This is a genomic window from Endozoicomonas sp. ALD068 (genome assembly GCF_049310145.1).
In the GTDB taxonomy this organism is placed as follows: domain Bacteria; phylum Pseudomonadota; class Gammaproteobacteria; order Pseudomonadales; family Endozoicomonadaceae; genus Endozoicomonas_A.
The window spans coordinates 778,233-801,226 of record NZ_JBLYNU010000004.1 but is presented as its reverse complement, the minus strand read 5'-3'; the positions used below and the strand labels follow the sequence as shown (position 1 = coordinate 801,226).

Here is a 22,994-nt window from a genome sequence, read left to right as displayed (position 1 = left end):
GTAGTTCGTTTATATAAAACGTCAGAGCGATCAGATGGTTTAAAGCTGTTATATCTGACCGCCTGGCCTTAATACAGGATGACCATCTGTATCAAAACAACTTTGAGCAGTACCCGGTAAAGCACGAATCAGACGATTGAGCATATCACTGTCATTCGCAAACACAGTCATCCAGATGCTCCAGTAAGCATGACCAACAGCCGTTTCAACCACCTGATCCCTGAAGTCTTCATTGTCATTGCGCTGCAACCGTTGCCTGGCTCGCTGGGCAATATGCCAGACTTCTCTTCTCTGTTGCCAGCGACGATCAGAAGCTGTTGCTTGCAAAGGCGTTTTATCCAGGCCAGTTAGTCGGATAGTTCGCATAGCATTTTCTCTTTCAGCGTCAGAGAGTGACTGATTCGGGCGAACAACCCCGTCCTCTGAGTACTCAAAAGCTCTGAAAGTATTATCTGCATCAGGCCAGAAGCAGCTGTTTATAAGCGGATCATGATCACCCTTGGTTGAATTGCAATTCGTACAACCCAGCAGAAAGTTTGACCAGGACAACGCCGAATCTTTGTGATGTTTTTTCGACAGAACATGTTCAACTGCCAAAGATGCGTCAAGCTTCATTTCACAATAAGAGCAATAACCACCCAGTCTTTCAATTAAATCTCTTCGGGCATTTTGGTATTGACTGAATTGCTTTGGATTTCCGTTCGCATCCAGAGGCTCAGCCCCCTTATCCACTGGCCTCATGAATTACTCCTCAACAGCTTTTCCTTTGCTCAGACCGGCTGCGACTCGCTCCATCTCAAGAAAGGCATGGTAAGCCACATTATCACTAAAGGGTGCACTCAGCTCGTCCAGCTCCTGCTTTAACTGCTCTTTTTCTTCCTTTGAGGCACCGTTCGCTTGCTGAAGCAACGTGTAATATTTTTTAGCGGTATCATTCATTGCCTGCCAACGCTGACTCCGAGAAGGCACCTCAACACCCATCACCCTTTCCACAATATCTTCAACACTCTGATCACTGAATGGCTCAGTTGGTGCAGGTGACGCTGTTTCAGAGCTTTCATCCGTGGGCAGAACAGAGTTTAAGTCAATCACTTCACCGGGTCGTAAAGATTGAATGATAAAAGGAGAGTGAGTAGTAACAATAAACTGCACTTTCGGGAATGCTTCCCGCAGATCATTTAATACCCGACGTTGCCATTTGGGATGCAGATGTAAATCGACTTCATCAATCAGCACAATGCCGGGAGTTTCTAATGGGGCTCTATCCATCAGATGAGGATTCAGGCGACCCGCTCTGTGTGCTATATCTGCCACTATAGCCAGAGTATTACGATAACCATCACTAAGATTATCGAAGCTGAATAGCTGTCCGTTTTCCAGCTCAATCATCAGCTGTTGCAGTTCAATATCAAAATAAAAGTACCTGCACTCAGGTATACAATATTGAATCGACTTACGAACCGCTTCGAGCACGCCGAATTTTTTACCCTTCTGGAACGAAGCCTGCTCCAACTGAGCAAACCATCTAAGAAACAACTTGTGGCTGGAAGCCGGATCAAGGCAATCACGATAGCCCGCCGATCTGGATTCAGGCTTCGTCAGCTTTACAACATGTTTGATATGCCAGAGACGACCAGTGCCGTAGTAGCCAAAAACAGGCAACAGGACTTCTTCGCCTTTTTCCATCCTGGCTCTGGCATCTTTCCCCACTTTGGCAATGTTCTTTGCCAGAATACGGGTGGTTTTACCTTTCTCGGATTTCAGTTCCCGAGTCCAGCGCAGGTCTTCAAGAAGAGATGAATCATTACTACTGGCTAACTCGGTCAGAGAGGCACGACAAGAAAGCGAAACCCCTTCGTCCCACTGCGGCTCAAGAGTGACCGTATCACCCAGATTGATCTGCTTTAGCCGTACCTCTTCCTTACGGATATGCCGCCCTACACCAGCTTTAAAATCCAGCAGATAACTCCCCATCATAATGGACAGAGCATCAAGAATGGCGCTTTTACCGGTTGCATTATCACCAATGAGAACTGAGACATTCGTATCAGTATTAAACTTGAAGACCGAGTCCTCAAACTTCCGAAAGTTTTTGAGCCTGAGCTCGCGTATCTTCATACATTCACCTGAACCTGTGAACCCTTGTCAGACCTTGCTAAACAATGGCTCTGGATAAACCAGAGACCTCAATCATAACCCTTAACAACCCTTTGTGCTCGTATGTCTAATAAACTCACAAAGGTTACTGACTTTAGTGAAAAATGTATTTAGTTCTGTATGCAGGTCAGACTAAGGAAAGATGATATAAACCCCTGAGGTAACAGGACTTCCGACAATCAGCGATTCTACAATATCTTTCTGATAACAACTCCACCAAAAAGAGCCGATGTTATATAATGGAAGTTCCCTCTCACAGAGGGATGAACCATAGTTTGTTTAAATAAAGCTCAGTTCACTACCCTGTTCCCCGCGCCCGCGGGGATGCCTCATTTTTTTATGCGCTGAAAACCAGCCTCTGCAGAATAGCTGTACTCTGTCTCCCCCCAATACCCTCGGTAGCCTTGTTCGTCGGCTTTCATTTCCAGCCATATTAATCCGCCATCATCCATATCGGGCAACTGCCCTTCATTTTTGTTCCAACCGGCTGGTATTCCAAGACTGTTAAGGCTAATTTTTTCAAAACGGTTACTTTTATCCAACTCATCAACCACCGAACCATCCAGTAGGCAACGTTCACCCTTAGCATTGGAAATAACTGGAACCAATGTCAGATTCATTTCACCGTCACGGGTAACTGCAGAAATTTTATCATCAGTGTCTGCCAGCGTATTCATCGCGGATTTAATTAATACTTTTGCGCCCATACGTTGGCTTTGCTGATGACCAGCAAAATCTTGATGAGATTTCATAACCCAATCAGGCTCACTCCCCCAATCTTCTTTATCATAAACCGACTCAATCCATTTCCGGTATGCATCAGGAAATTCAACGATATTTCCTGAGTCAACCAATAACTGTTGAGTTCGCCAAAGTATACGACTATCACCGTATATAAGCTCATGCAGCTGATAATCTTCAGATTCCGGAGGCACCAACACAGTACAGAGAGGTTGATCAAATCCGTCAGGACGATTGTGCTTGTTTTGATGTCGATGCAGCCGACCCCAGCGCTGGAATAACAGGTCGACGGGACAAAGTTGAGTAATCATCCAATCCATATCAGCATCAATAGAGCACTCAAAAACCTGAGTACTGACCAATATATGCCCTTGCTGTCGCTTACCATCGGGGCCAAACAGATCAAGGACTTTGTCCTCTTTCTTCTGACGATCAGCAAACACAAAGCGAGAGTGAAACAGAATCAGCTGGTCTTCACTCAGTCGCCCAGCTGCTTTTTCCCGTAACTGTCTTAGAGACTGCTGTGCTACATCAACAAGATTGCAGATAAAACAGACCTGAGCCCCTTGCTCTGCGGCAGTAATCATTTGCTCCAACAAGTCATCATCAGGCAACAACTCGGATACGGTTTGCAGTTCGATATTGACATGCGTTTTGGTGGGCTGCTGTCGGGTGTCTAGAGAGAAGTATTGCTGCTTATGCCCATAGCAGGTTATCAACGGATAAGGTGCATCAACGGGGTTTTCAAAATGGCTGGGCACTGTGTTTCCTGCCCATGCCTCCATGAGTTGCCGCTTTTGATAATCTGGCAAGGTTGCAGACAACAAAATGGCCGATCCGCCCGCAGTCCGCTGCTGTTTCAATGCTTCCTCCAAAAGGCCGTACATATAGGCATCATAAGCATGCACTTCATCGATGATGAGAACACTGCGCCCAATACCAAACCCACGAACAAACCTGTGTCGCACCGGCAACACTGAAGCGAGCACCTGATCTACGGTACAAATGCCGATTTGTCCTAAAAAAACTCTTTTTTTACTTTCGGCCAGCCATTGCGCGCATTGAACTTTGGCTTCCTTTTCCCCCTGTGCAGGGTGCGAATTGGCTGCTTGTTTGAGATCGATAAAATCCTGCTGAAATCCAGCCCGACCATGAGATAACACCGCATTGATTTCCCCCTTAAAAATAATGAGTGCGGCCTTTTCAATACGCCCCAACATAGCATTGGCTGTTGCCTGAGTCGGCAGTGCGAAGACAATACTATCGGCAAGATTCTGTTGGATTAATTGCCAGGCATGAGCCAGCGCAGCTTCTGTTTTTCCTGAACCGGTTGAGGCCTCTATTAATGTTAAGCTTTCAGTGAGCGGTAGCTGATCCACCAGACACTGAACTTGTCGCGGCTGATACCCTTTCTCAAGCAAGTTCTGAATAGCAGGATTGTCACGGGCTTGATAACCAGTAATTCCTGCTCGACGAAGCAAACGTCTGGCGATCGTCAGACGCGATTCAAACCACTCCTGAAGATCACCTGTCGGCTGGCTTTGAAATTCAAAATCACCCTCATCACTGGCTGAACCCAACCAGTCAGAAACCGAACAAAAACCAGCCAGCAAAGTGCCATCAGCCAGAACTGGCGGGTCATCTTCCAGTGTCAGCCCGGCGGGTTTTAAAAATAGAGACTCAAGTGCTTTCAACCAATCCTGTCGAGCCTGTTGCAGTGATTCCAACCCCCGGGCACTGACCATACCCGGTGAAAAACCAAAGCTGCAGTCATCTTTGTCGGAGTTATCTGCCAGGGTTCCATGATGCCCTGCAACCGGTCCAAGCCAACTAAACCACGCTCGCCAGCTTTCGTTTTCGTCATCATCACAAAAAATATAACTGTCATCCTGCTCACCTGCAAAACGATCCTGCCAGTCTTGATACAACCAATAAACACCGGAGGGCCCGTGATAATAATCATTAATGTTTTCTTGAAGAAAGTCAGGCTTAAAGCAATTTGTCTCAGGATTAACCTGCCGCCAGACATCCTTTGCTTTTAATTGAAAACGGATATCAAATTTGCCCAGGTCGTGTAAGGCAATAAAAAAAAGTAGCCAGGCCCGAGTCTGTTGATCTGGCAGGCCACTTTGATGACAAAACTGACGGCGGAGTGACGCAGATGCTTGCCACCAAACCTTCGCAACCGCAGCCACATCCAAACAGTGATAAACCAACAAATGATAACTGGCATTATCACCTTCAGATTGATTACCTGCTTTGCCCCAATAGTTATAGAAAGACATGCCTGCTTCCACTTTCTGACAAGAGTTTCACATTATAGGGGCAGGCTATATGAGTAACATGATAAACATCAACAGTTCATAACCTTTCAACCCCAACTCCCACTGTAGTTTTTGAAAGCAAGTGAACAGGCTGCACGTTTGTTATGGTCAATAGGGCATTGACTTAACAACGAACCCACTGTTTTTTTAGGTTCGGGGTCTGACAAAACAAACATGAGCCTGAAAACCAGACGACAAGCCCAGCCTTTCCTAATACCCCCACCGAATTCGCAGATTAAGAATCTTACCCAATCTACACCTTCTGACTTTTATCATCGTCTACTCTTTAAAGCTGTCGGTCAGTGTAGCAATTTACACGCGCTAATGACTTTAGCTCGCTTCATGATTTTACTTTGGTGTTGTCATTATGTTTCGTCTGGCTTTTTATCATTATTATCAGCTCTTCAAGTTGTTGGCACTGGCTTTTGTCTCTCTGCTCATGCAGGTGAGTGGCTCCTGTGCTGACGAATGTTCGGGTCATAAAGACCCGGGGGCAGCGACTGAATGTAACCCGTCAAGCGCCCCTTCGGTATCAAAAGACAAGGTTGAACCGGAACCTGGGTATTCTTTTGTGGGCAGTGAGTATGTGGGATTCTTTATAAAAGGCTCCGTTCCCCGGGACAAGGCTATTGAGCTGGCCGGTGAGGCTTTTCAATTCGTGTCGTCGGCAGACTCACCGGAACGAGTAAGCTGCGCTATGCTGGTGGTCACCATTAACATTGATAGCGCCTTCAAGATTCCATTGCCTAACTTCTTTCAATTAGTTTACACCGAGGCTATCTGGATGCTGGAACTCAGCAAAGGCTCATATCTGGCAATCAAAGCACATACTGATTCATTGAAAATGAAATATGTTCTCAAATATTTCGACAAATACAATACATCTTATGGCTCAATGACTGTCAAAAAAGTAAATGGGAACGACACTTTTTCTCTGCGTTCAGAGGAGGGTCTTTTATTTTCAGCCACCTTTGGCGAATCAACAGAGAGTGATGATACATCGCTAATAGAGAATTTATGGACAAGAAGCGCTAATGGTGACTATTACAAGATTCCATGGGGGACTGCCAAACCTTCTGAGGCCTATTCCATAAAATGTCAGGTAGACGACAACCTTGACAAAAGTATCTTTGCAGACGTCATCTGGGACAATACTGCACAGCTCTATATGAAACGCAAACATGAATGTTCCATGGCGATTTCCGCTGAATTACCACTATTGTCCGATTAAGCCTGCGCCAAATCGGCTTAAATACCAGGCAGGGGAATACCCTTCCCCGCTCGCGCAGGGCACCCGGTACAGCAGCCTGGTGATATTGGAGCCTTATGGTTCAGTTAATGCTCTACCACTCCCAGCGCACTGCGCTGCATCTCAATACTGGTGGTGCAGAAATCCCCTGAACCATCTCTGGCTGAAAGCCTATTAATTACTCTCACTGCCTTGTGGGAGCGAAAGGTCATATCCAGACCGGCATTACTGTGTTTAACCGGCGCAGGCTCTCCCCGGTAGACTGTGGCTGAGACGGTGATCTTGTTCAGATCTTTCGGATCGACTTCAAACGGGCTCTCGTCCAATACAGTGAAGTTGGCGTACTTCCCGACATCAATGGTGCCAATCTGGTTTTCTAAGCGGGCAGTATAGGCCGCGTTGATAGTGATGGCCTTGAGTGCTTCTTCGACACTGATCCGCTCCAGAGGCCCAAGTGTTCTACTGCCGGATAAGCCTAAGCGGTTAACTGCTGCCCAAGCCAGGCTCAGTGGCTGCGCCGGTGCCATGGGTGCATCAGAGTGTAGGGAAAGTACACCGCCTGCATCAATGAACGATTGGCCACGGGACATGGTTTCCGCCCGCTCTTTCCCGATTCCGTGCACGCTATAAAGCTCACCCAGTATGTGGGTGTAGTAAGGATTAACGCTGAAGTTGGCGCCCTGGTCAACGGCTCGGGTAATATCGTCTTTGCCGGTAAAGCCCAGGTGGTGGTATCCGGTTCGGTGATCTTCTCTGGGCGCTTCATTGTTTAGCGTTTCAACAATATCGATAGCGGTTTCAAACCCGAGGTCACCATTTGCATGGACAATAACCGTGTAATCGTCGTACCAGTAAGGCCTCATGCTGTCTTCGAGTTCTTCCGGTTTTTGGATCCATTCGCCTTTGTGGCCATCGGTATAGCCATCTTTCATATGCATTAACTGGCTATACATTGCCCCGTCAGAAAATAATTTGACGTACTTTGGCAGCCAATTGATTTGGTCAGATTCTTTGTAGGTCCGGGTTTGTTGTTCTGCCATGGCTTTGCCTTTTTCGGCATCATTTTGCGATAGCATGTAGGTGAAATTGCCTGCCGGGATCAACCAGTAGTCCATCGGAAAGGTATCATTGGTCAAGACATCCACCATTTCGTTATACATCTGCGCAGAGAGCAGGACACCCGGGTCAATCACCGTGGTGATACCACCTGAATGGACATAGTCTTTAGTGCGTTTAACCCCTTTGGCAAATCGTCCCGAGTCAAAGAAATACATAAAGAGCTCGTTCATGATCGCTTTCAGACCCGTCTCGTAGGCATGACCTTTATCCCAATTAAGCTGGGATATTTGTTTTTTCTTCCAATCCGTTTCCTTCCAGCCCAGCATCTTAAGGGCAGCATCGTTAAAATAAACCTCGTGAAAGCTACGGTGCCATACAATGATTGGCCGGGTTTCGGAGAGCTTATTCAAGGCCTTTTTGCTCATGTTCTGACCATGAAAATAGTTGTGATATCCCCAGGTAATAAGAGGTTCGTTCTCAGGCAGAGACTGTTCCAGTCGAGCAAGCTGGTCAAAGTAGGCTTTCTCATTTTGGACACCATTCACATACCCCCAGGGGAATGCCCAGTCTGCGGGGGTGATGAAATCCATACTCAGTAACAGACTGCTCATCCAGATATGCATATGAGGCTCGACAAAACCCGGCAGAATCGTTTTATCGATGTATTGTGTATCTACCACCAGATTACTTTCGTTTTTGTAGGCTTCTATCAACGCTTCCTGATGGCCGATATTGATAACCTTCCCGTCCTGAACTGCAATGGCGGTGGGTTTGTCTTTAATGGTCTCTGAGAGGGTAATGATGTCATTGGAGACAAATACAGTGATGGGGCTGGTAACAGACTCATCTGGACCCCCTCCGATTGAGCACCCTGCCAGGATGGATAAGGACACAGTTAATGCGGAAACTTTGAAGATATTTTTCATATTACAAACCGTCAATGAAAAAGGCAGAGCATCCCCGGGTTAACCACTCCACCAAAAGGCAAGATGCAAAAAATAGCAATATTAAACGGCCATGATAAATGCATTATGATGGGCAATTACATTCATTTTTTATGGGCAGCAGGAGAAAGATAAATGTTCTCATACGAGCACTTAGCCGCATTTTGCGCCACGTTTGAAGAAGCCAGCTACAGCAAAGCAGCAAAGAAACTGCACAAAGACAGAACCACCATTCGTGAGCAAGTGAAGGCGTTAGAAGACAGTTTTGCAATCCGTTTGTTTGCCATTGAGGGAAAGAAAGCCGTGGCAACAAACGAAGCTGATGCCCTCTATCGTCAAGCAAAGGTGCTGGTTAAAAACAGTAATCTTCTCTATCGCCGAATGATCGACAGCTACAAACAGGCACTTGAATCTCTGATTGTTTACCATGACAACCTGGTACCCAATAGCTTGATAAGAGTGGTTAATCAATCAGTCAGGGATCAGTTTCCGATGTTGCGCCTGCATTGGTTGCATCGAAACCGGGATGAGACGCTGGACGCGTTAGTGAGCAACCAGCATTGTGTTGCCATTATGCAAAGCCGGCTTAGAAACATGCCTGAGCGTACCTTCAGTTTTATTAATCTGGGTACCAGTGAACACGGTTTTTATTGTCATCCTGAGCACGCACTGGCAAAGCGAGATTGTATTCAAATGGATGAGCTTGAACTGGCCACGCAATACTTAAGCGAAAACCACCATAATAGTAATCCTGAACTTTATTCCATTTCTACCCATGTATGCTTAGTGAGTAATAATGATGTACTACTGACTCTACTGCTTGAAGACGGGTGGGCGATCCTGGAGCACTCTTTAGCTGCGCCTTTGTTGCAAAGTGGTCAGTTGGTGCAACTCAATGTTAATGAACTGGCTAACGCGCTTCGGGTACATTTATCATTTTATTGTCCTCCGGAATTAGAACGTTATCCGGAAGTTGCAGCTGTTAAATCTGCATTACAGGTATTTGCCAAGAGTAATTTCCGCTAGTTGCAAGGTACTCACACTCCAGAGAAATAGCGGAATCAAGAACTCCGGACTGGATAACCATGAACTTTTATGCCTGTTTACTGTCGAATGGCATAGATTTCTTTGGATGTTCTATTGCTATGAGTTACGGATTACCAACAACAACCCATGCCGCCAGTTCAAGTACCACTACGACATCGCAACCATCACGGTATTATTCGTCAGGTTCAAGTACCGATAATGCACCAAAGCGTAAATCTGACTTAAACCCGGAAGCTCGACCGTTTATGCCACGCGCTCAAGGTGTTCAGGAATGTACGAACACACCTCCAGATATCGGGCGCCGACAAGCGACTGAATACCCAACGTTTACTCCCCGGAGGTTTGGCCAAAGAGCAAATAGCTCTCGCCCTGAAGCGACTCAACGAGCGATTAAAGAAAAGATCAGTAGCGGTTTCGATACATTAAAAGGTAAGGACTTCATAAATGCAGAAGCAACATTCCGGGCCATCTTAAACGAAAACCAGGGCAAGCTGACCCTGTTAGAAGAGCAGAACACAACCATAGGGCTTGCAAGATCGCTAAAAGAGCAAACTTATGAAAAAAAGAGAGAAGCCTGCGATCTTCTGGAAAAACTCAGGTTGAAAGGAAAGCTCACCGCGCTCAAGGCTTCAACCATTAAAAACCTTGATCTGACCCTGAGTCAATGTGAAATGGCACTTGGAAGGTACCTTGATGCTGAAGCACGACTTTTGAGACTGAGAAACATAAATCCCGATGCTGATGAGGCGAGCCTCTGTCAGCCTTCTGACAATTTTGACGCTGATATGGCTAATAGCAAGCTGTGGCAGGTTATGGAAAAACACACACTGACTGAAACATTCCTGCTTAACATGCGATCAGTGTTGACTATTAATTTACGGTCGGTCCGATCCGCTTACGCCTTACAAAAACTGCATAAAAACCTCCATACAGTTAATATGACTCTGGCAATATTCTGGCAGGAGAGAGGTAAAAATGAATGGGCTGAAGGTCTGCTGTTGAGCATGATTGGTATAGCCCCCAATGGCAGTGAGGAGTTCCTGCACCGTCCCTGCCATCATGACATTAAACTGGCGCTGGCAAGACTCTGGAACGTGATGGACAAAAATTATCAATCTGAAAGACTGCTGCTGAGCCTGAGTAACAAGCCTCCTTATGCCAGTGAGGAGATTATTTGCACCCCCTCTGATCATCGTAAAATTGATCTGGCTCTGGTGCGGCTTTGGCAGAAGATGGGTAGATATGATCGGGCTGAGAGACTGCTGCTGAATATGAGTGGCAAGCACCTTGGTATGAGTTCGGACATCCTTTGCAGGCCATGTGGGCAACATGTCATTGATCTGGCTCTGCTGCGTCTCTGGCAGGATATGGACAAACATGAACTGTCTGAAAGACTGCTGCTGAACATGAGCCACAAGCATCCCGATGACAGTGAAGACACCCTGTGCAAGCCCTTTGGAAATCATGTTATCGACATCACTCTGGCACGACATTGGGAGCTGGCGGGCAAATATAACCTCACTGAAAGACTGCTGCTCAACATGTGTGGTATAGACCCAAATGCCAGTGAAGACACCCTTTGCACTCCTGGTGAGAATCAGGAAATTGACCTCACCCGTATGCGACTCTGGCAGCTGATGGGCAAATATGAATGGTCTGAGAGACTGATACTGAATATGAGAGGCAAGCCCCCCAATGCCGATGAAGACACCCTTTGCTCGCCTTCCGGGAATCATAGCATTGACGTGTGTCAGGCACGAATCTGGCAAAATATGAACAAATATGAACTGTCTGAGAGGCTGCTGTTGAACATAAGTCACAAGCATCCCAATGCCGATGAAGACAGGCTCTGCACGCCTTCCGGGAATCATGAAGCTGATCTGGCCCTGGTTCGACTCTGGGAGATAACGGGAAAAAATAAATTAGCTGAAAGCCTGCTGCTGAACATGAGAGGTACTCACCTCTATGCCACTGAGGAAGAACGATGCAGCCCCTGTGGAAATCTGGAACTAGACCTGACTATAACGCGACATTGGGAGGAAACAGACAAACTGTACCTGTCTGAAAGACTCTTGCTGAACATGAGTAGCAAGCATCCCGATGACAGTGACGATCGTCTGTGCATGCCTTGCGGGTATCATCATATAGATCTGGCACTGGTACGACTCTGGCAGAGAATCGGCAAATATGAATGGGCAAAAGAACTGATCACACGCTGCTGTGATATATACTCTTCGAGTGAGTGTGAATTAGCACTGTTGAGATTATCTGCCGGGCAAGCAGGATTTTTGGAAATGATCAGCAGGCAACCGGAGAATGCCAATACCCTGCTGACTTGCTCGATCCATTATTTCAGACTGGCATGTGAGCAAATAACAGAGGACGTCCCGGGGTCAGGAAAAGATAACTTAAACAAGGCGCTCGAGCTTGTTGAATCAGCATTGGCAAAGTTCCCCCCAAGTGCAGGCGCTTGTTCGCAAAAAGCGCATTGTCTCAGAATGATGGGTGCCAGCGAGAAAGAATGGAAGGAATGGTTCCAAAAAGCCAACCTCCTTGACCCCAACCGATTACAAAAGAGTAAAACTGATTTTTGGCGAAGCAAAGAATCCGCTGCTCTTCAGAAGTTATGGGATCTCAAAGAGTAAACAGACATTTTTGAACCTTTATGCCTGATGACTCAGGCCAGCCTGCCGGGCAAGAAGGATTTATGGACATGATGAGTCGCTATCCGGAAAGTGCGAACCTTGCAGGCTCTCAATATAGACGAACAACCATGAACTTTAATGAGCGTTTGCTGTCCAAGGAGCACAGTTTTACAAAAATGTAATAGTTCTATGGCATATGGACCAACACCGACGACCGGCACTGCGGTCAGTTCCAGCGCTCCGGCAGCAACACCTGAAGCGAGTAAATCTTCCTTAAACCCGAATGCAGAAACGTTTATTCCACGCTCTGAACAGGTTAAGCAAAGTCCGGACACACCCTTATCTGTCAGATACCCACAAACGACTGCAGGCCAGAACATCACTCCTCAGACGTTTCAAAAACAGAGGATAAAAAATTATTCCAAAGAAACTGCAATGAAGGTTAATAACGCTTACGAAGCACTAAAAAAACAAAATTTCATAAAAGCAGAAGAAATATTCCGGACCCTCTTAAGCGAAAACCAGGGCATACAAAGTCAGTTCGGCTATCAAGACATAATCATAGGGCTTGCAAGGTCGCTAAAAGAGCAAACGGTTAACAAACAGATAGAAGCCTGCAATATTCTGAATCAACTCAGATCAGAAGGACCGCTTAATGCATTTGGGGCTTCGACCATTCATAACCTTGATCTGACCCTGAGCCTTTGTGAAGAGAAAATTGGTTTGCAACTGAACGCGGAAGCACGACTTTTGATGTTGAGAAACAAAAGGCTCAATGATAATGAAAATGCCCTGTGTGCGATTTCTGACAATTTTGACGCAGACATTAACATGGCCCGAATATGGCAATTTTTACACAAATGGTCGCTGTCTGAAAAACTCCTGTTGAGCATAAGAGCAGCGCTGATTAATAGCCTGCTGTTGAATCCATACGATGTAGAAAAATTGCGCAGACACCTCCATCTCGTAAATTTGGCTCTGATTCGACTCTGGCAGCTTATGCAAAAATTCCAACTGTCTGAGGGCCTGCTGCTGGAAATGATGGGCAAACATCCCGATGACAGTGAGGACATTCTCTGCAAGCCCTCCGCCCATGATGACATCAACCTGGCTCTGGTGCGTCTCTGGCAGGATATGGGGAAACATAAACAGTCCGAAAGACTGCTGCTGAAAATGAGCAAAAAGCATCCTGAGGACACTGAGGACATTCTCTGTCGGCCCTCTGGGGATCATGACATTGACCTGACTCTGGCAAGATTATGGATAATTATGGGCAAACATAAGCTGGCTGAAAGACTGCTGCTGAGCACTTGTGGCAAGCACCCCGATGAGAGTTGGGACTACCTCTGCAAGCCCTCCGGGCATCATGTTATTGATCTGGCTCAGGTACGCCTCTGGCAGGAAATGGACAAACATGAACTGTCTGGAAGACTGCTGCTGAACATGTGCCACAAGCATCCTCATGACAGTGCAGACAGCCTGTGTAAGCCCACTGGGCATCCTATTATCGACATCGCTCTGGTGCGACATTGGGAGCTGGAGGGCAAATATCAACTGGCTGAAAGACTGCTGCTTAACCTGTGTGGCACACACCCGGATGCCAGTGAAGACAGCCTTTGCAAACCTTGTGGGAATCAGGAAATTGATCTGGCCCGGATGCGACTCGGGCAGCTAATGGGCAAACATGAACGCTCTGAAAGGCTGCTACTGAATATGATTGGCCTGCACCCCAATGCCGATGAAGACAGCCTGTGCAGGCCTTCAGGGAATCATGACATTGATATGGCCCGGGTGCGAGTCTGGCAAGTTATCGGCAAAGATGAACTGTCCGAGAGGCTGCTGCTGAATATGATTGGCCTGCAGCCCGATGCCGATGAAGACAGCCTGTGCAAACCTTCCGGGAATCATGAGATTGATCTGGCTCGGGTGCGACTCTGGCAAGATAAGAGCAAATATGAACTGTCTGAGAGGCTGCTGCTGAACATGAGTGGTAAGTACTTATGTGCCAGTGAGGAGGAACTCTGCAGGCCCTGTGGAAATCATCTCACTGACCTGTCCCTGGCGCGACTTTGGGAGTTCATGAACAAAGATTACCTGACTGAAAGGCTGTTACTGAACATGAGTGGCAAGCACCCCAATGCCGACGAAAGCAGCCTGTGCAAACCTTGCGGGAATCATCTCATAGACCTGTCTCTGGCGCGACTTTGGGAGTTCATGGATAAAAATTATCTGGCCGAAAAGCTATTGCTGAACATGAGTAGCAAGCGCCCCGATGACAGTGACGATCGTCTGTGCATGCCTTGCGGGAATCATCATATAGATCTGGCACTGGTAAGACTCTGGCAGAGAATCGGCAAATATGAATGGGCAAAAGAACTGATCACACGCTGCTGTGATGTATACCCTTCGAGTGAGTGTGAATTAGCACTGTTGAGATTATCTGCCGGGCAAGCAGGATTTTTGGAAATGATCAGCAGGCACCCGGAGAATGCTAATACCCTGCTGACTTGCTCGATCCATTATTTCAGGCTGGCATGTGAGCAAATAACAGAGGGCGTCCCGGAGTCAGGAAAAGATAACTTAAACAAGGCGCTCGAGCTTGTTGAATCAGCATTGGAAAAGTACTCCCCGAGTGCAGGCGCTTGTTCGCAAAAAGCGCATTGTCTCAGAATGATGGGGGCCAGGGAGAAAGAATGGAAGGAGTGGTTCCAAAAAGCCAACTTCCTTGAACCCAACCGATTGCAGAGGAGTAAAACTGATTTTTGGCGAAGCAAAGAAGCCGCTGCCCTTCAGAAGTTATCGAATCTCAAAGAGTAAACAGACATCCTTGAATCTTTATGCCTGATGACTCAGGCCTATCTGCCGGACAAGAATGATTTATGGGTATGATGAGCCGCTATCCGAAAAGTGCGAATACCTTGCAGGCTCTCAATATAGACGAACAACCATGAACTTTAATGTCCGTTTGCTGTCCAAGGAGCACCGTTTTACAGAGATGTATTGCAATGACATACGGACCAACATCAACCAACAGCGCCACGGTCAGTTCCAGCGCTCCGACATTTACGACACCCCAAGCGAGTAAATCTTCCTTAAACCCGAATGCAGAACCCTTTATTCCACGCTCTGAACAGGTTAAGCAAGGTCCGGAAGCACCCTTATCTGTCAGATACCCACAAACGACTGCAGTCCAGAACATCGCTCCTCATACGTTTCAAAAACAGAGGATAAAAGATTATTCCGATGAAACTGCAATGAAGGTTGGTAAGGCCTACGAAGCACTAAAAAAACAAGATTTCATAAAAGCAGAAGAAATATTCCGGACCCTCTTAAGCGAAAACCAGGGCATACAAAGTCAGTTCGGCTATCAAGACATAATCATAGGGCTTGCAAGGTCGCTAAAAGAGCAAACGGTTAACAAACAGATAGAAGCCTGCAATATTCTGAATCAACTCAGATCAGAAAGACCGATTAATGCATTTGGGGCTTCGACTATTCATAACCTTGATCTTACCCTGAGCCTTTGTGAAGAGAAAATTGGTTTGCAACTGAACGCGGAAGCACGACTTTTGATGTTGAGAAACAAAAGGCTTAATGATAATGAAAATGCCCTGTGTGCGCTTTCTGGCAATTTTGACGCAGATATTGCTATGGCCCGGGTATGGCAACATTTACACAAATACTCGCTGTCTGAAAAACTCCTGCTGAACATGAGAGCAGAGCTGATTAATAGCCTGCTGTTGAATCCATACGATGTACAAAAATTGCACAGACACCTCCATCTCGTTAATTTGGCTCTGGTGTTTCTCTGGCAGGATATGGGTAAACATAAACAGGCCGAAACACTGCTGCTGAAAATGAGCAAAAAGCATCCTGAGGACACTGAGGTCATTCTCTGCCGACCCTCTGGGGATCATGACATTGACCTGGCTCTGGCAAGATTATGGATAATTATTGGCAAACATAAGCTGGCTGAAAGATTGCTGCTGAGCACTTGTGGCAAGCAGCCCGATGAGAGTTGGGACTACCTGTGCAAGCCCTCCGGGCATCATGTTATTGATCTGGCTCTGGTACGCCTCTGGCAGGAAATAGACAAACATGAACTGTCTGGAAGACTGCTGCTGAACCTGTGCCACAAGCATCCTCATGACAGTGAGGACAGCCTGTGCAAGCCCTCTGGGTATCCTATTATCGACATCACTCTGGTGCGACATTGGGAGCTGGAGGGCAAATATCAACTGGCTGAGAGACTGCTGCTTAACCTGTGTGGCACGCACCCGGATGCCAGTGAAGACAGCCTTTGCAAACCTTGTGGGAATCAGGAAATTGATCTGGCCCGGATGCGACTCGGGCAGCTAATGGGCAAACATGAACGGTCTGAAAGGCTGCTACTGAATATGATTGGCCTGCACCCCAATGCCGATGAAGACAGCCTGTGCAGGCCTTCAGGGAATCATGACATTGATATGGCCCGGGTGCGAGTCTGGCAAGTTATCGGCAAAGATGAACTGTCCGAGAGGCTGCTGCTGAATATGATTGGCCTGCAGCCCGATGCCGGTGAAGACACCCTGTGCAAACCTTCCGGGAATCATGACATTGATCTGGCTCGGGTACGACTCTGGCAAAATATGAGCAAATATGAACTGTCTGAGAGGCTGCTGTTGAACATGAGTGGTAAGTACTTATGTGCCAGTGAGGAGGAACTCTGCAGGCCCTGTGGAAATCATCTCACTGACCTCTCCCTGGCACGACTTTGGGAGTTCATGGACAAACATTACCTGACTGAAAGGCTGTTACTGAACATGAGTGGCAAGCCCCCCGATGCCGACGAAGGCAGCCTGTGCAAACCTTGCGGGAATCATCTCATAGACCTGTCTCTGGCGCGACTTTGGGAGTTCATGGATAAAAATTATCTGGCCGAAAGGCTATTGCTGAACATGAGTAGCAAGCACCCCGATGACAGTGACGATCGTCTGTGCATGCCTTGCGGGAATTATCTTATAGATCAGACACTGGTTCGACTCTGGCAGAGAACCGGCAAATATGAATGGGCTAAAGAACTGATCACACGCTGCTGTGATGTATACCCTTCGAGTGAGTGTGAATTAGCACTGTTGAGTTTATCTGCCGGGCAAGCAGGATTTTTGGAAATGATCAGCAGGTATCCGGAGAATGCTAATACCCTGCTGACTTGCTCGATCCATTATTTCAGACTGGCATGTGAGCAAATAACAGAGGGCGTCCCGGGGTCAGGAAAAGATAACTTAAACAAGGCGCTCGGGCTTGTTGAATCAGCATTGGAAAAGTACCCCCCCAGTGCAGGCGCTTATTCGCAAAAAGCGCATTGTCTCAGAATGATGGGTGCCAGCGAGAAAGAATGGAAGCAATGGTTCCAAAAAGCCAACTTCCTTAACTCCAACCGATTGCATAGGAGTAAAACTGATTTTTGGCGAAGCAAAGAATCCTCTGCTCTTCAAAAGTTACGGGATCTCAAAGAGTAAACAGACACCCCTGATATGCCTGATAACTTAAGCCCATCTGCCGGGCAAGAAGGATTTATGGAAATGATGAGCCGCTGTCCGGAAAGTGCGAACCTTGCAGGCTATCAATATAGACGAACAACCATGAACTTTAATGTCCGTTTGCTGTCCAAGGAGCACCGTTTTACAAAAATGTAATAGTTCTATGGCATATGGACCAACACCGACGACCGGCACTGCGGTCAGTTCCAGCGCTCCGGCAGCAACGCCTGAAGCGAATAAATCTTCCTTAAATCCGAATGCAGAACCGTTTATTCCACGCTCTGAACAGGTTAAGCAAAGTCCGGACACACCCTTATCTGTCAGATACCCACAAACGACTGCAGGCCAGAACATTCCTCCTCAGACGTTTCAAAAACAGAGGAGGAAAAATTATTCCAAAGAAACTGCAATGAAGGTTGATAACGCTTACGAAGCACTAAAAAAACAAAATTTCATAAAAGCAGAAGAAATATTCCGGACCCTCTTAAGCGAAAACCAGGGCATAGAAAACCAGTTCGGTTATCGAGACATAATCATAGGGCTTGCAAGGTCGCTAAAAGAGCAAACAGTTAACAAACAGATAGAAGCCTGCAATATTCTGAAACAACTCAGATCAAAAGGACCGCTTAATGCATTTGGGGCTTCAACCATTCATAACCTTGATCTGACCCTGAGCCTTTGTGAAGAGAAAATTGGTTTGCAACTGAACGCAGAAGCACGACTTTTGACGTTGAGACACAAAAGGCTCAATGATAATGAAAATGCCCTGTGTGCGCTTTCTGGCAATTTTGACGCAGATATTACTATGGCCCTGGTATGGCAACATTTACACAAATACTCGCTGTCTGAAAAACTCCTGCTGAACATGAGAGCAGGGCTGATTAATAGCCTGCTGTTGAATCCATATGATGTAAAAAACTTGCGCAGAAAACTCCACACCGTAAATTTGACTCTGGCTCGACTCTGGCAGCATCTGGAAAAATTCCAACTGTCTGAGAGCCTGCTGCTGGATATGATGGGCAAACATCCCGATGACAGTGAGGACATTCTCTGCAAGCCCTCCGCCCATGATGACATCAACCTGGCTCTGGTGCGTCTCTGGCAGGATATGGGTAAACATAAACAGGCCGAAAGACTGCTGCTGAAAATGAGCAAAAAGCATCCTGAGGACACTGAGCACATTCTCTGCAGGCCCACAGGAGATCATAACATTGACCTGGCTCTGGCAAGACTATGGATCATTATGGGCAAACATAAGCTGGCTGAAAGACTGCTGCTGAGCACTTGTGGCAAGCACCCCGATGAGAGTTGTGACTACCTGTGCAAGCCCTCCGGAAATCATATTATTGATCTGGCTCAGGTTCGCCTCTGGCAGGATATGGACAAACATGAACTGTCTGGAAGACTGCTGCTAAACATGAGCCACAAACATCCTCATGACAGTGAAGACAGCCTTTGCAAGCCCTCTGGGCATCCTATTATCGACCTCACTCTGGTGCGACATTGGGAGCTGGCGGGCAAATATCAACTGGCTGAAAGACTGCTCCTTAACCTGTGCGGCACGCACCCGGATGCCAGTGAAGACAGCCTTTGCAAACCTTGTGGGAATCAGGAAATTGACCTGACCCGGATCCGACTCGGGCAGCTAATGGGCAAACATGAACGCTCTGAAAGGCTGCTACTGAACATGATTGGCCTACATCCCAATGCCGATGAAGACAGCCTGTGCAGGCCTTCAGGAAATCATGACATTGATATGGCTCGGGTGCGACTCTGGCTACGTATCGGTAAAAATAAACTGTCCGAGAGGCTACTGCTGAATATGATTGGCATGCAGCACAATGGCGATGAAGACAATGCCGATGAAGACGATGCCGATGAAGACACCCTGTGCAAACCTTCCGGGAATCAAGACATCGACCTGGCTCGGGTGCGACTCTGGCAAAATACGAGCAAATATCAACTGTCTGAGAAGTTGCTGCTGAACATGAGTGGTAAGTACTTTTGTGCCTGTGAGGAAGAACTGTGCAGGCCCTGTGGAAATCATGCCGTTGACCTGTCCCTGGCGAGACACTGGGAGTTAATGGACAAATATTACCTGACTGAAAAGCTGTTACTGAACGTGAGTGGCAAGCATCCCGATGCCGATGAAGGCAGCCTCTGCAAACCTTGCGGTAATCATCTCATTGACCTGGCTCTGGCGCGACTTTGGGAGTCAATGGACAAATATTACCTGACTGAAAGACTGTTACTGAACATGAGTGGCAAGCACCCCAATGCCAGCGAAGACAGCCTGTGCAAACCTTGCGGGAATCATTTCATTGACCTGGCTCTGGCGCGACTTTGGGAGTTAATGGACAAACATTATCTGGCCGAAAGGCTATTGCTGAACATGAGTAACAAGCACCCCGATGACAGTGACGACCATCTGTGCATGCCTTGCGGGAATAATGTTATAGATCTGACACTGGTACGACACTGGCAGAGAATTGGCAAATATGAATGGGCTAAAGAACTGATCACACGCTGCTGTGATTTATACCCTTCGAGTGAGTGTGAATTATCACTGTTGAGCTTATCTGCCGGGCAAGCAGGATTTTTGGCAATGATCAGCAGGTATCCGGAGAGTGCTAATACCCTGCTGACTTGCTCGATCCATTATTTCAGACTGGCATGTGAGCAAATAGCAGAGGACGTCCCGGGGTCAGGAAAAGATAACTTAAACAAGGCGCTAGAGCTTGTTGAATCAGCATTAGAAAAGTACCCCCCGAGTGCAGGCGCTTTTTCGCAAAAAGCGCATTGTCTCAGAATGATGGGTGCCAGCGAGAAAGAATGGAAGCAATGGTTCCAAAAAACCAACTTCCTTGACCCCAACCGATTGCAGAGGAGTAAAACTGATTTTTGGCGAAACAGGGAAGCCGCTGCCCTTCAGAAGTTATCAATCTCAAAGAATAAAAAAACTTCTTTGAACCTTTATGACTGATGACTGTCCAACAGCATAGATTTTCAAGGAATCTACATCATTATGAGTTACGGGCCAACACCTTCAACCAGCGCTCCAGCCAGTTCGGGCACTGAGACATCGCAATCGCCTCAATATTGTGCACCAGTTTCCTATGCCGATGCGGCAAAAAAGCCTCCATCTACCTCAAATCGGCAAGCTAAACCTCTCAATCCACCGACTCAACTTCCAGATGGTGTTCGTCAACATTCGAACAGACCCTCAAGGCAAGCAACTGCATACCAGAGTTCTACTCCCCGGACCTTTCAGGCGAAGACCTGCCCTCCTGAGGCGCTTAAAAAAGCGATCGATAGCGCTTTCGCGATGCTCAACAATCAAAATTTCACAGCTGCAGAAAAAGCATTCCGGACCCTCTTAAACGGCAAACATGGCATACCGAACCGGTTCGACAAGCAGGAAGCAACCATAGGGCTTGCAAGATCTCTAAATGAGCAAACCCGCGAAAAACAGATAGAAGCCTGCTCTATTCTGGAAGAACTCAGGTTAGATGGAAAACTTAACAGGTTCGGAGCTTCGACCATTAGTCACCTTGATCTGTGCCTGAGCCTCTGTGAAGAAGCACTTGGAAGATACCTTGATGCCGAAACCCGACTGTTGAGACTGAGAAAAAAAATGCGCGATGCCAATGAGAGAGTCCTGTGCGAACCTTCTCACTATTATGCCGCAGATATTAGTAATGCACGACTGTGGCAGCTTATGGGCAAATACACTCTGGCTGAAACATTGTTACTGAACTTAAAGACAGAACTGACTAAAAACCTGCAGTCAAAACCCTATTCTCCTGCTATATCAAAACTGCGTAAATACCTCGATACCGTCAACATGACCCTGATGCGACTCTGGCAGTTGATGGACAAACATCAAAAGGCTGAACTTCTGATGCTCGACATCATTGGCAAGCACCCCGATGACAATGAGGACGTCCTCTGCAGGCGATCTGATCATAAAGACGTTGATCTGGCTCTGACGTTTATCTGGCGGGGGTTGGGCAAGCGTGGGCGCGCTGAGAGGCTGCTGCTGAACATGAGTCGCAAGCATCCCGATGACAGTGAGGAGATTCTGTGTCGCCCCACTGGCCATCGTGCCATTGACATGGCTCTGGTGCGAACCTGGGAAGAAATGGACAAACTTGAGCTGGCTGAAAAGCTACTGCTGAACATGAGTGGAAAGCGCCCCGGTGACAGCGAGGAAGAACTGTGCAAGCCCTGTGGGCATCATGACATTGATCTCTCTCTGGCACTAGTCTGGCAGAGGAAATACAAATATATACGAACTGAAAAGCTACTGCTGAACATGAGTGGAAAGCACCCCGGTGACGGCGAGGAAGCACTGTGCAAGCTCTCTGAGAATCGCGAAATTAACCTGGCTCTGGTTCGATTTTGGGAACTGAAGGGCAAATATGAACTGGCTGAAAAGCTGCTGTTGAACATGAGTCGCAAGCATCCCGGCGCCAGTGATGAGATCCTGTGCAAGCCCTGCTGGCAGCTGGAAATTGATCTGACACTGGTGCGACACTGGGGGATCTCGGGCAAATATCACCTCTCTGAAAGACTGCTGCTTAACATGAGTGGCAAGGACCCCCATGACAGTGAGGAGATCCTTTGCAAGCCTTGTGGAAATCATGATATTGATCTGGCGCTGGCGATGCTCTGGGAGATGATGGATAAACCTGAACAGACTGAAAGACTGTTGCTGAACATGGGTGGTAAGCAGCCCGGTGACGACGAAGACAGCCTGTGCAAGCCCTCTGGCAATCATGAGATTGACCTGACTCTGGCACGCTGCTGGGAGAATACAGGCAAATTTGGACGGGCTAAAAGACTGCTTGAGCGTGGCTGTGAATTCTATCATTCGATTGAATTTGAACTCTCACTATTAAAGTTACCTACCGGGCAAGAAGGATTTATGGAAATGATCAGTCGCTATCCGGAAAGTGCCAATACTTTGCTGGCTAACTCGGTCCATTATTTCAGCCTGGCTTGTGAGCAGATCATTCAGGATGACCCGGAGTCAGGACAAGATAACCTTCATAAGGCTCTGGAATTTGTGGAATCGGCACTGAAAAAATACCCACCGAGTGCGGGAGCTTTTTCCCAAAAAGCGCACTGTCTCAGAATGCTGGGGAAAAGTGAGCAAGAATGGAGGGAATGGTTTGATAGAGCGAGAGCCTTTGACTTCAGACGGGCACAGAGGGCTAAAACTCATTTTTGGCGAAACAGGGAGGCCGCTGCCCTTCAGAAGTTATCGAATCTCAAAGAATAAAAAAACATCCTTGAACCTTTAT

The 22,994-nt window shown here is 47.2% G+C and carries 13 protein-coding genes; 8 read left to right on the top strand and 5 right to left on the bottom strand.

Annotated elements, in window-relative coordinates:
- Window positions 1–48 precede the first annotated feature (48 nt).
- From ACO6V5_RS02140 to cas3, 3 genes are all read right to left on the bottom strand, one after another.
- Window positions 49–741, bottom strand: coding sequence for an HNH endonuclease (locus tag ACO6V5_RS02140; protein WP_422134565.1), 693 nt, complete (start codon window positions 739–741; stop codon window positions 49–51).
- A gap of 3 nt (window positions 742–744) precedes the next feature.
- A complete protein-coding gene (locus ACO6V5_RS02135) occupies window positions 745–2,118 on the bottom strand; it encodes an AAA family ATPase (RefSeq protein ID WP_422411479.1) in 1,374 nt (457 codons plus the stop codon).
- Between the two features lie 368 nt (window positions 2,119–2,486).
- Window positions 2,487–5,183, bottom strand: coding sequence for a CRISPR-associated helicase/endonuclease Cas3 (gene cas3 / locus ACO6V5_RS02130; RefSeq protein ID WP_422411477.1), 2,697 nt, complete (start codon window positions 5,181–5,183; stop codon window positions 2,487–2,489).
- Between the two features lie 406 nt (window positions 5,184–5,589).
- On the opposite strand from cas3, the gene ACO6V5_RS02125 reads away from it, so the two are divergent.
- Window positions 5,590–6,453 (top strand): hypothetical protein, encoded by an 864-nt coding sequence (locus tag ACO6V5_RS02125; RefSeq protein WP_422134568.1) that lies wholly within the window; start codon window positions 5,590–5,592, stop codon window positions 6,451–6,453.
- A gap of 104 nt (window positions 6,454–6,557) precedes the next feature.
- Here the strand turns inward: ACO6V5_RS02125 and ACO6V5_RS02120 are convergent, their stop codons facing one another.
- A complete protein-coding gene (locus tag ACO6V5_RS02120) occupies window positions 6,558–8,456 on the bottom strand; it encodes an amidohydrolase (RefSeq protein ID WP_422411475.1) in 1,899 nt (632 codons plus the stop codon).
- 153 nt (window positions 8,457–8,609) lie between these two features.
- Between ACO6V5_RS02120 and ACO6V5_RS02115 the strand changes: the two genes are divergently transcribed.
- The 5 genes from ACO6V5_RS02115 to ACO6V5_RS02095 all read left to right on the top strand — a co-directional run bounded on the left by ACO6V5_RS02115 (window position 8,610) and on the right by ACO6V5_RS02095 (window position 17,667).
- The gene (locus tag ACO6V5_RS02115; protein ID WP_422134570.1) at window positions 8,610–9,500 is read left to right on the top strand and encodes a LysR family transcriptional regulator; all 891 of its coding nucleotides are present in this window, start codon (window positions 8,610–8,612) and stop codon (window positions 9,498–9,500) included.
- A 119-nt stretch (window positions 9,501–9,619) separates the two neighbouring features.
- The gene (locus ACO6V5_RS02110) at window positions 9,620–12,166 is read left to right on the top strand and encodes a hypothetical protein (protein WP_422411472.1); all 2,547 of its coding nucleotides are present in this window, start codon (window positions 9,620–9,622) and stop codon (window positions 12,164–12,166) included.
- Window positions 12,167–12,186: 20 nt separating this feature from the next.
- Window positions 12,187–12,348, top strand: coding sequence for a hypothetical protein (locus tag ACO6V5_RS02105; RefSeq protein WP_422134572.1), 162 nt, complete (start codon window positions 12,187–12,189; stop codon window positions 12,346–12,348).
- Window positions 12,349–12,355: 7 nt separating this feature from the next.
- Window positions 12,356–14,983: a hypothetical protein gene (locus ACO6V5_RS02100; protein WP_422411470.1), complete on the top strand. Its 2,628-nt coding sequence runs from the start codon at window positions 12,356–12,358 to the stop codon at window positions 14,981–14,983.
- Between the two features lie 188 nt (window positions 14,984–15,171).
- Entirely contained in the window at window positions 15,172–17,667 is a 2,496-nt protein-coding gene (locus tag ACO6V5_RS02095; protein WP_422411468.1) for a PABP-interacting PAM2 motif-containing protein, read from the top strand.
- Between the two features lie 27 nt (window positions 17,668–17,694).
- On the opposite strand, the gene ACO6V5_RS02090 is transcribed toward ACO6V5_RS02095, so the two are convergent.
- Window positions 17,695–18,042, bottom strand: a complete 348-nt coding sequence (locus ACO6V5_RS02090) for a hypothetical protein (RefSeq protein WP_422411466.1) — start codon at window positions 18,040–18,042, stop codon at window positions 17,695–17,697.
- Between the two features lie 55 nt (window positions 18,043–18,097).
- On the opposite strand from ACO6V5_RS02090, the gene ACO6V5_RS02085 reads away from it, so the two are divergent.
- Together ACO6V5_RS02085 and ACO6V5_RS02080 are read left to right on the top strand one after the other, a co-directional pair.
- Window positions 18,098–20,671, top strand: coding sequence for a hypothetical protein (locus ACO6V5_RS02085; protein ID WP_422411464.1), 2,574 nt, complete (start codon window positions 18,098–18,100; stop codon window positions 20,669–20,671).
- A 42-nt stretch (window positions 20,672–20,713) separates the two neighbouring features.
- Window positions 20,714–22,972: a hypothetical protein gene (locus ACO6V5_RS02080; protein WP_422411462.1), complete on the top strand. Its 2,259-nt coding sequence runs from the start codon at window positions 20,714–20,716 to the stop codon at window positions 22,970–22,972.
- Window positions 22,973–22,994: the final 22 nt, after the last annotated feature.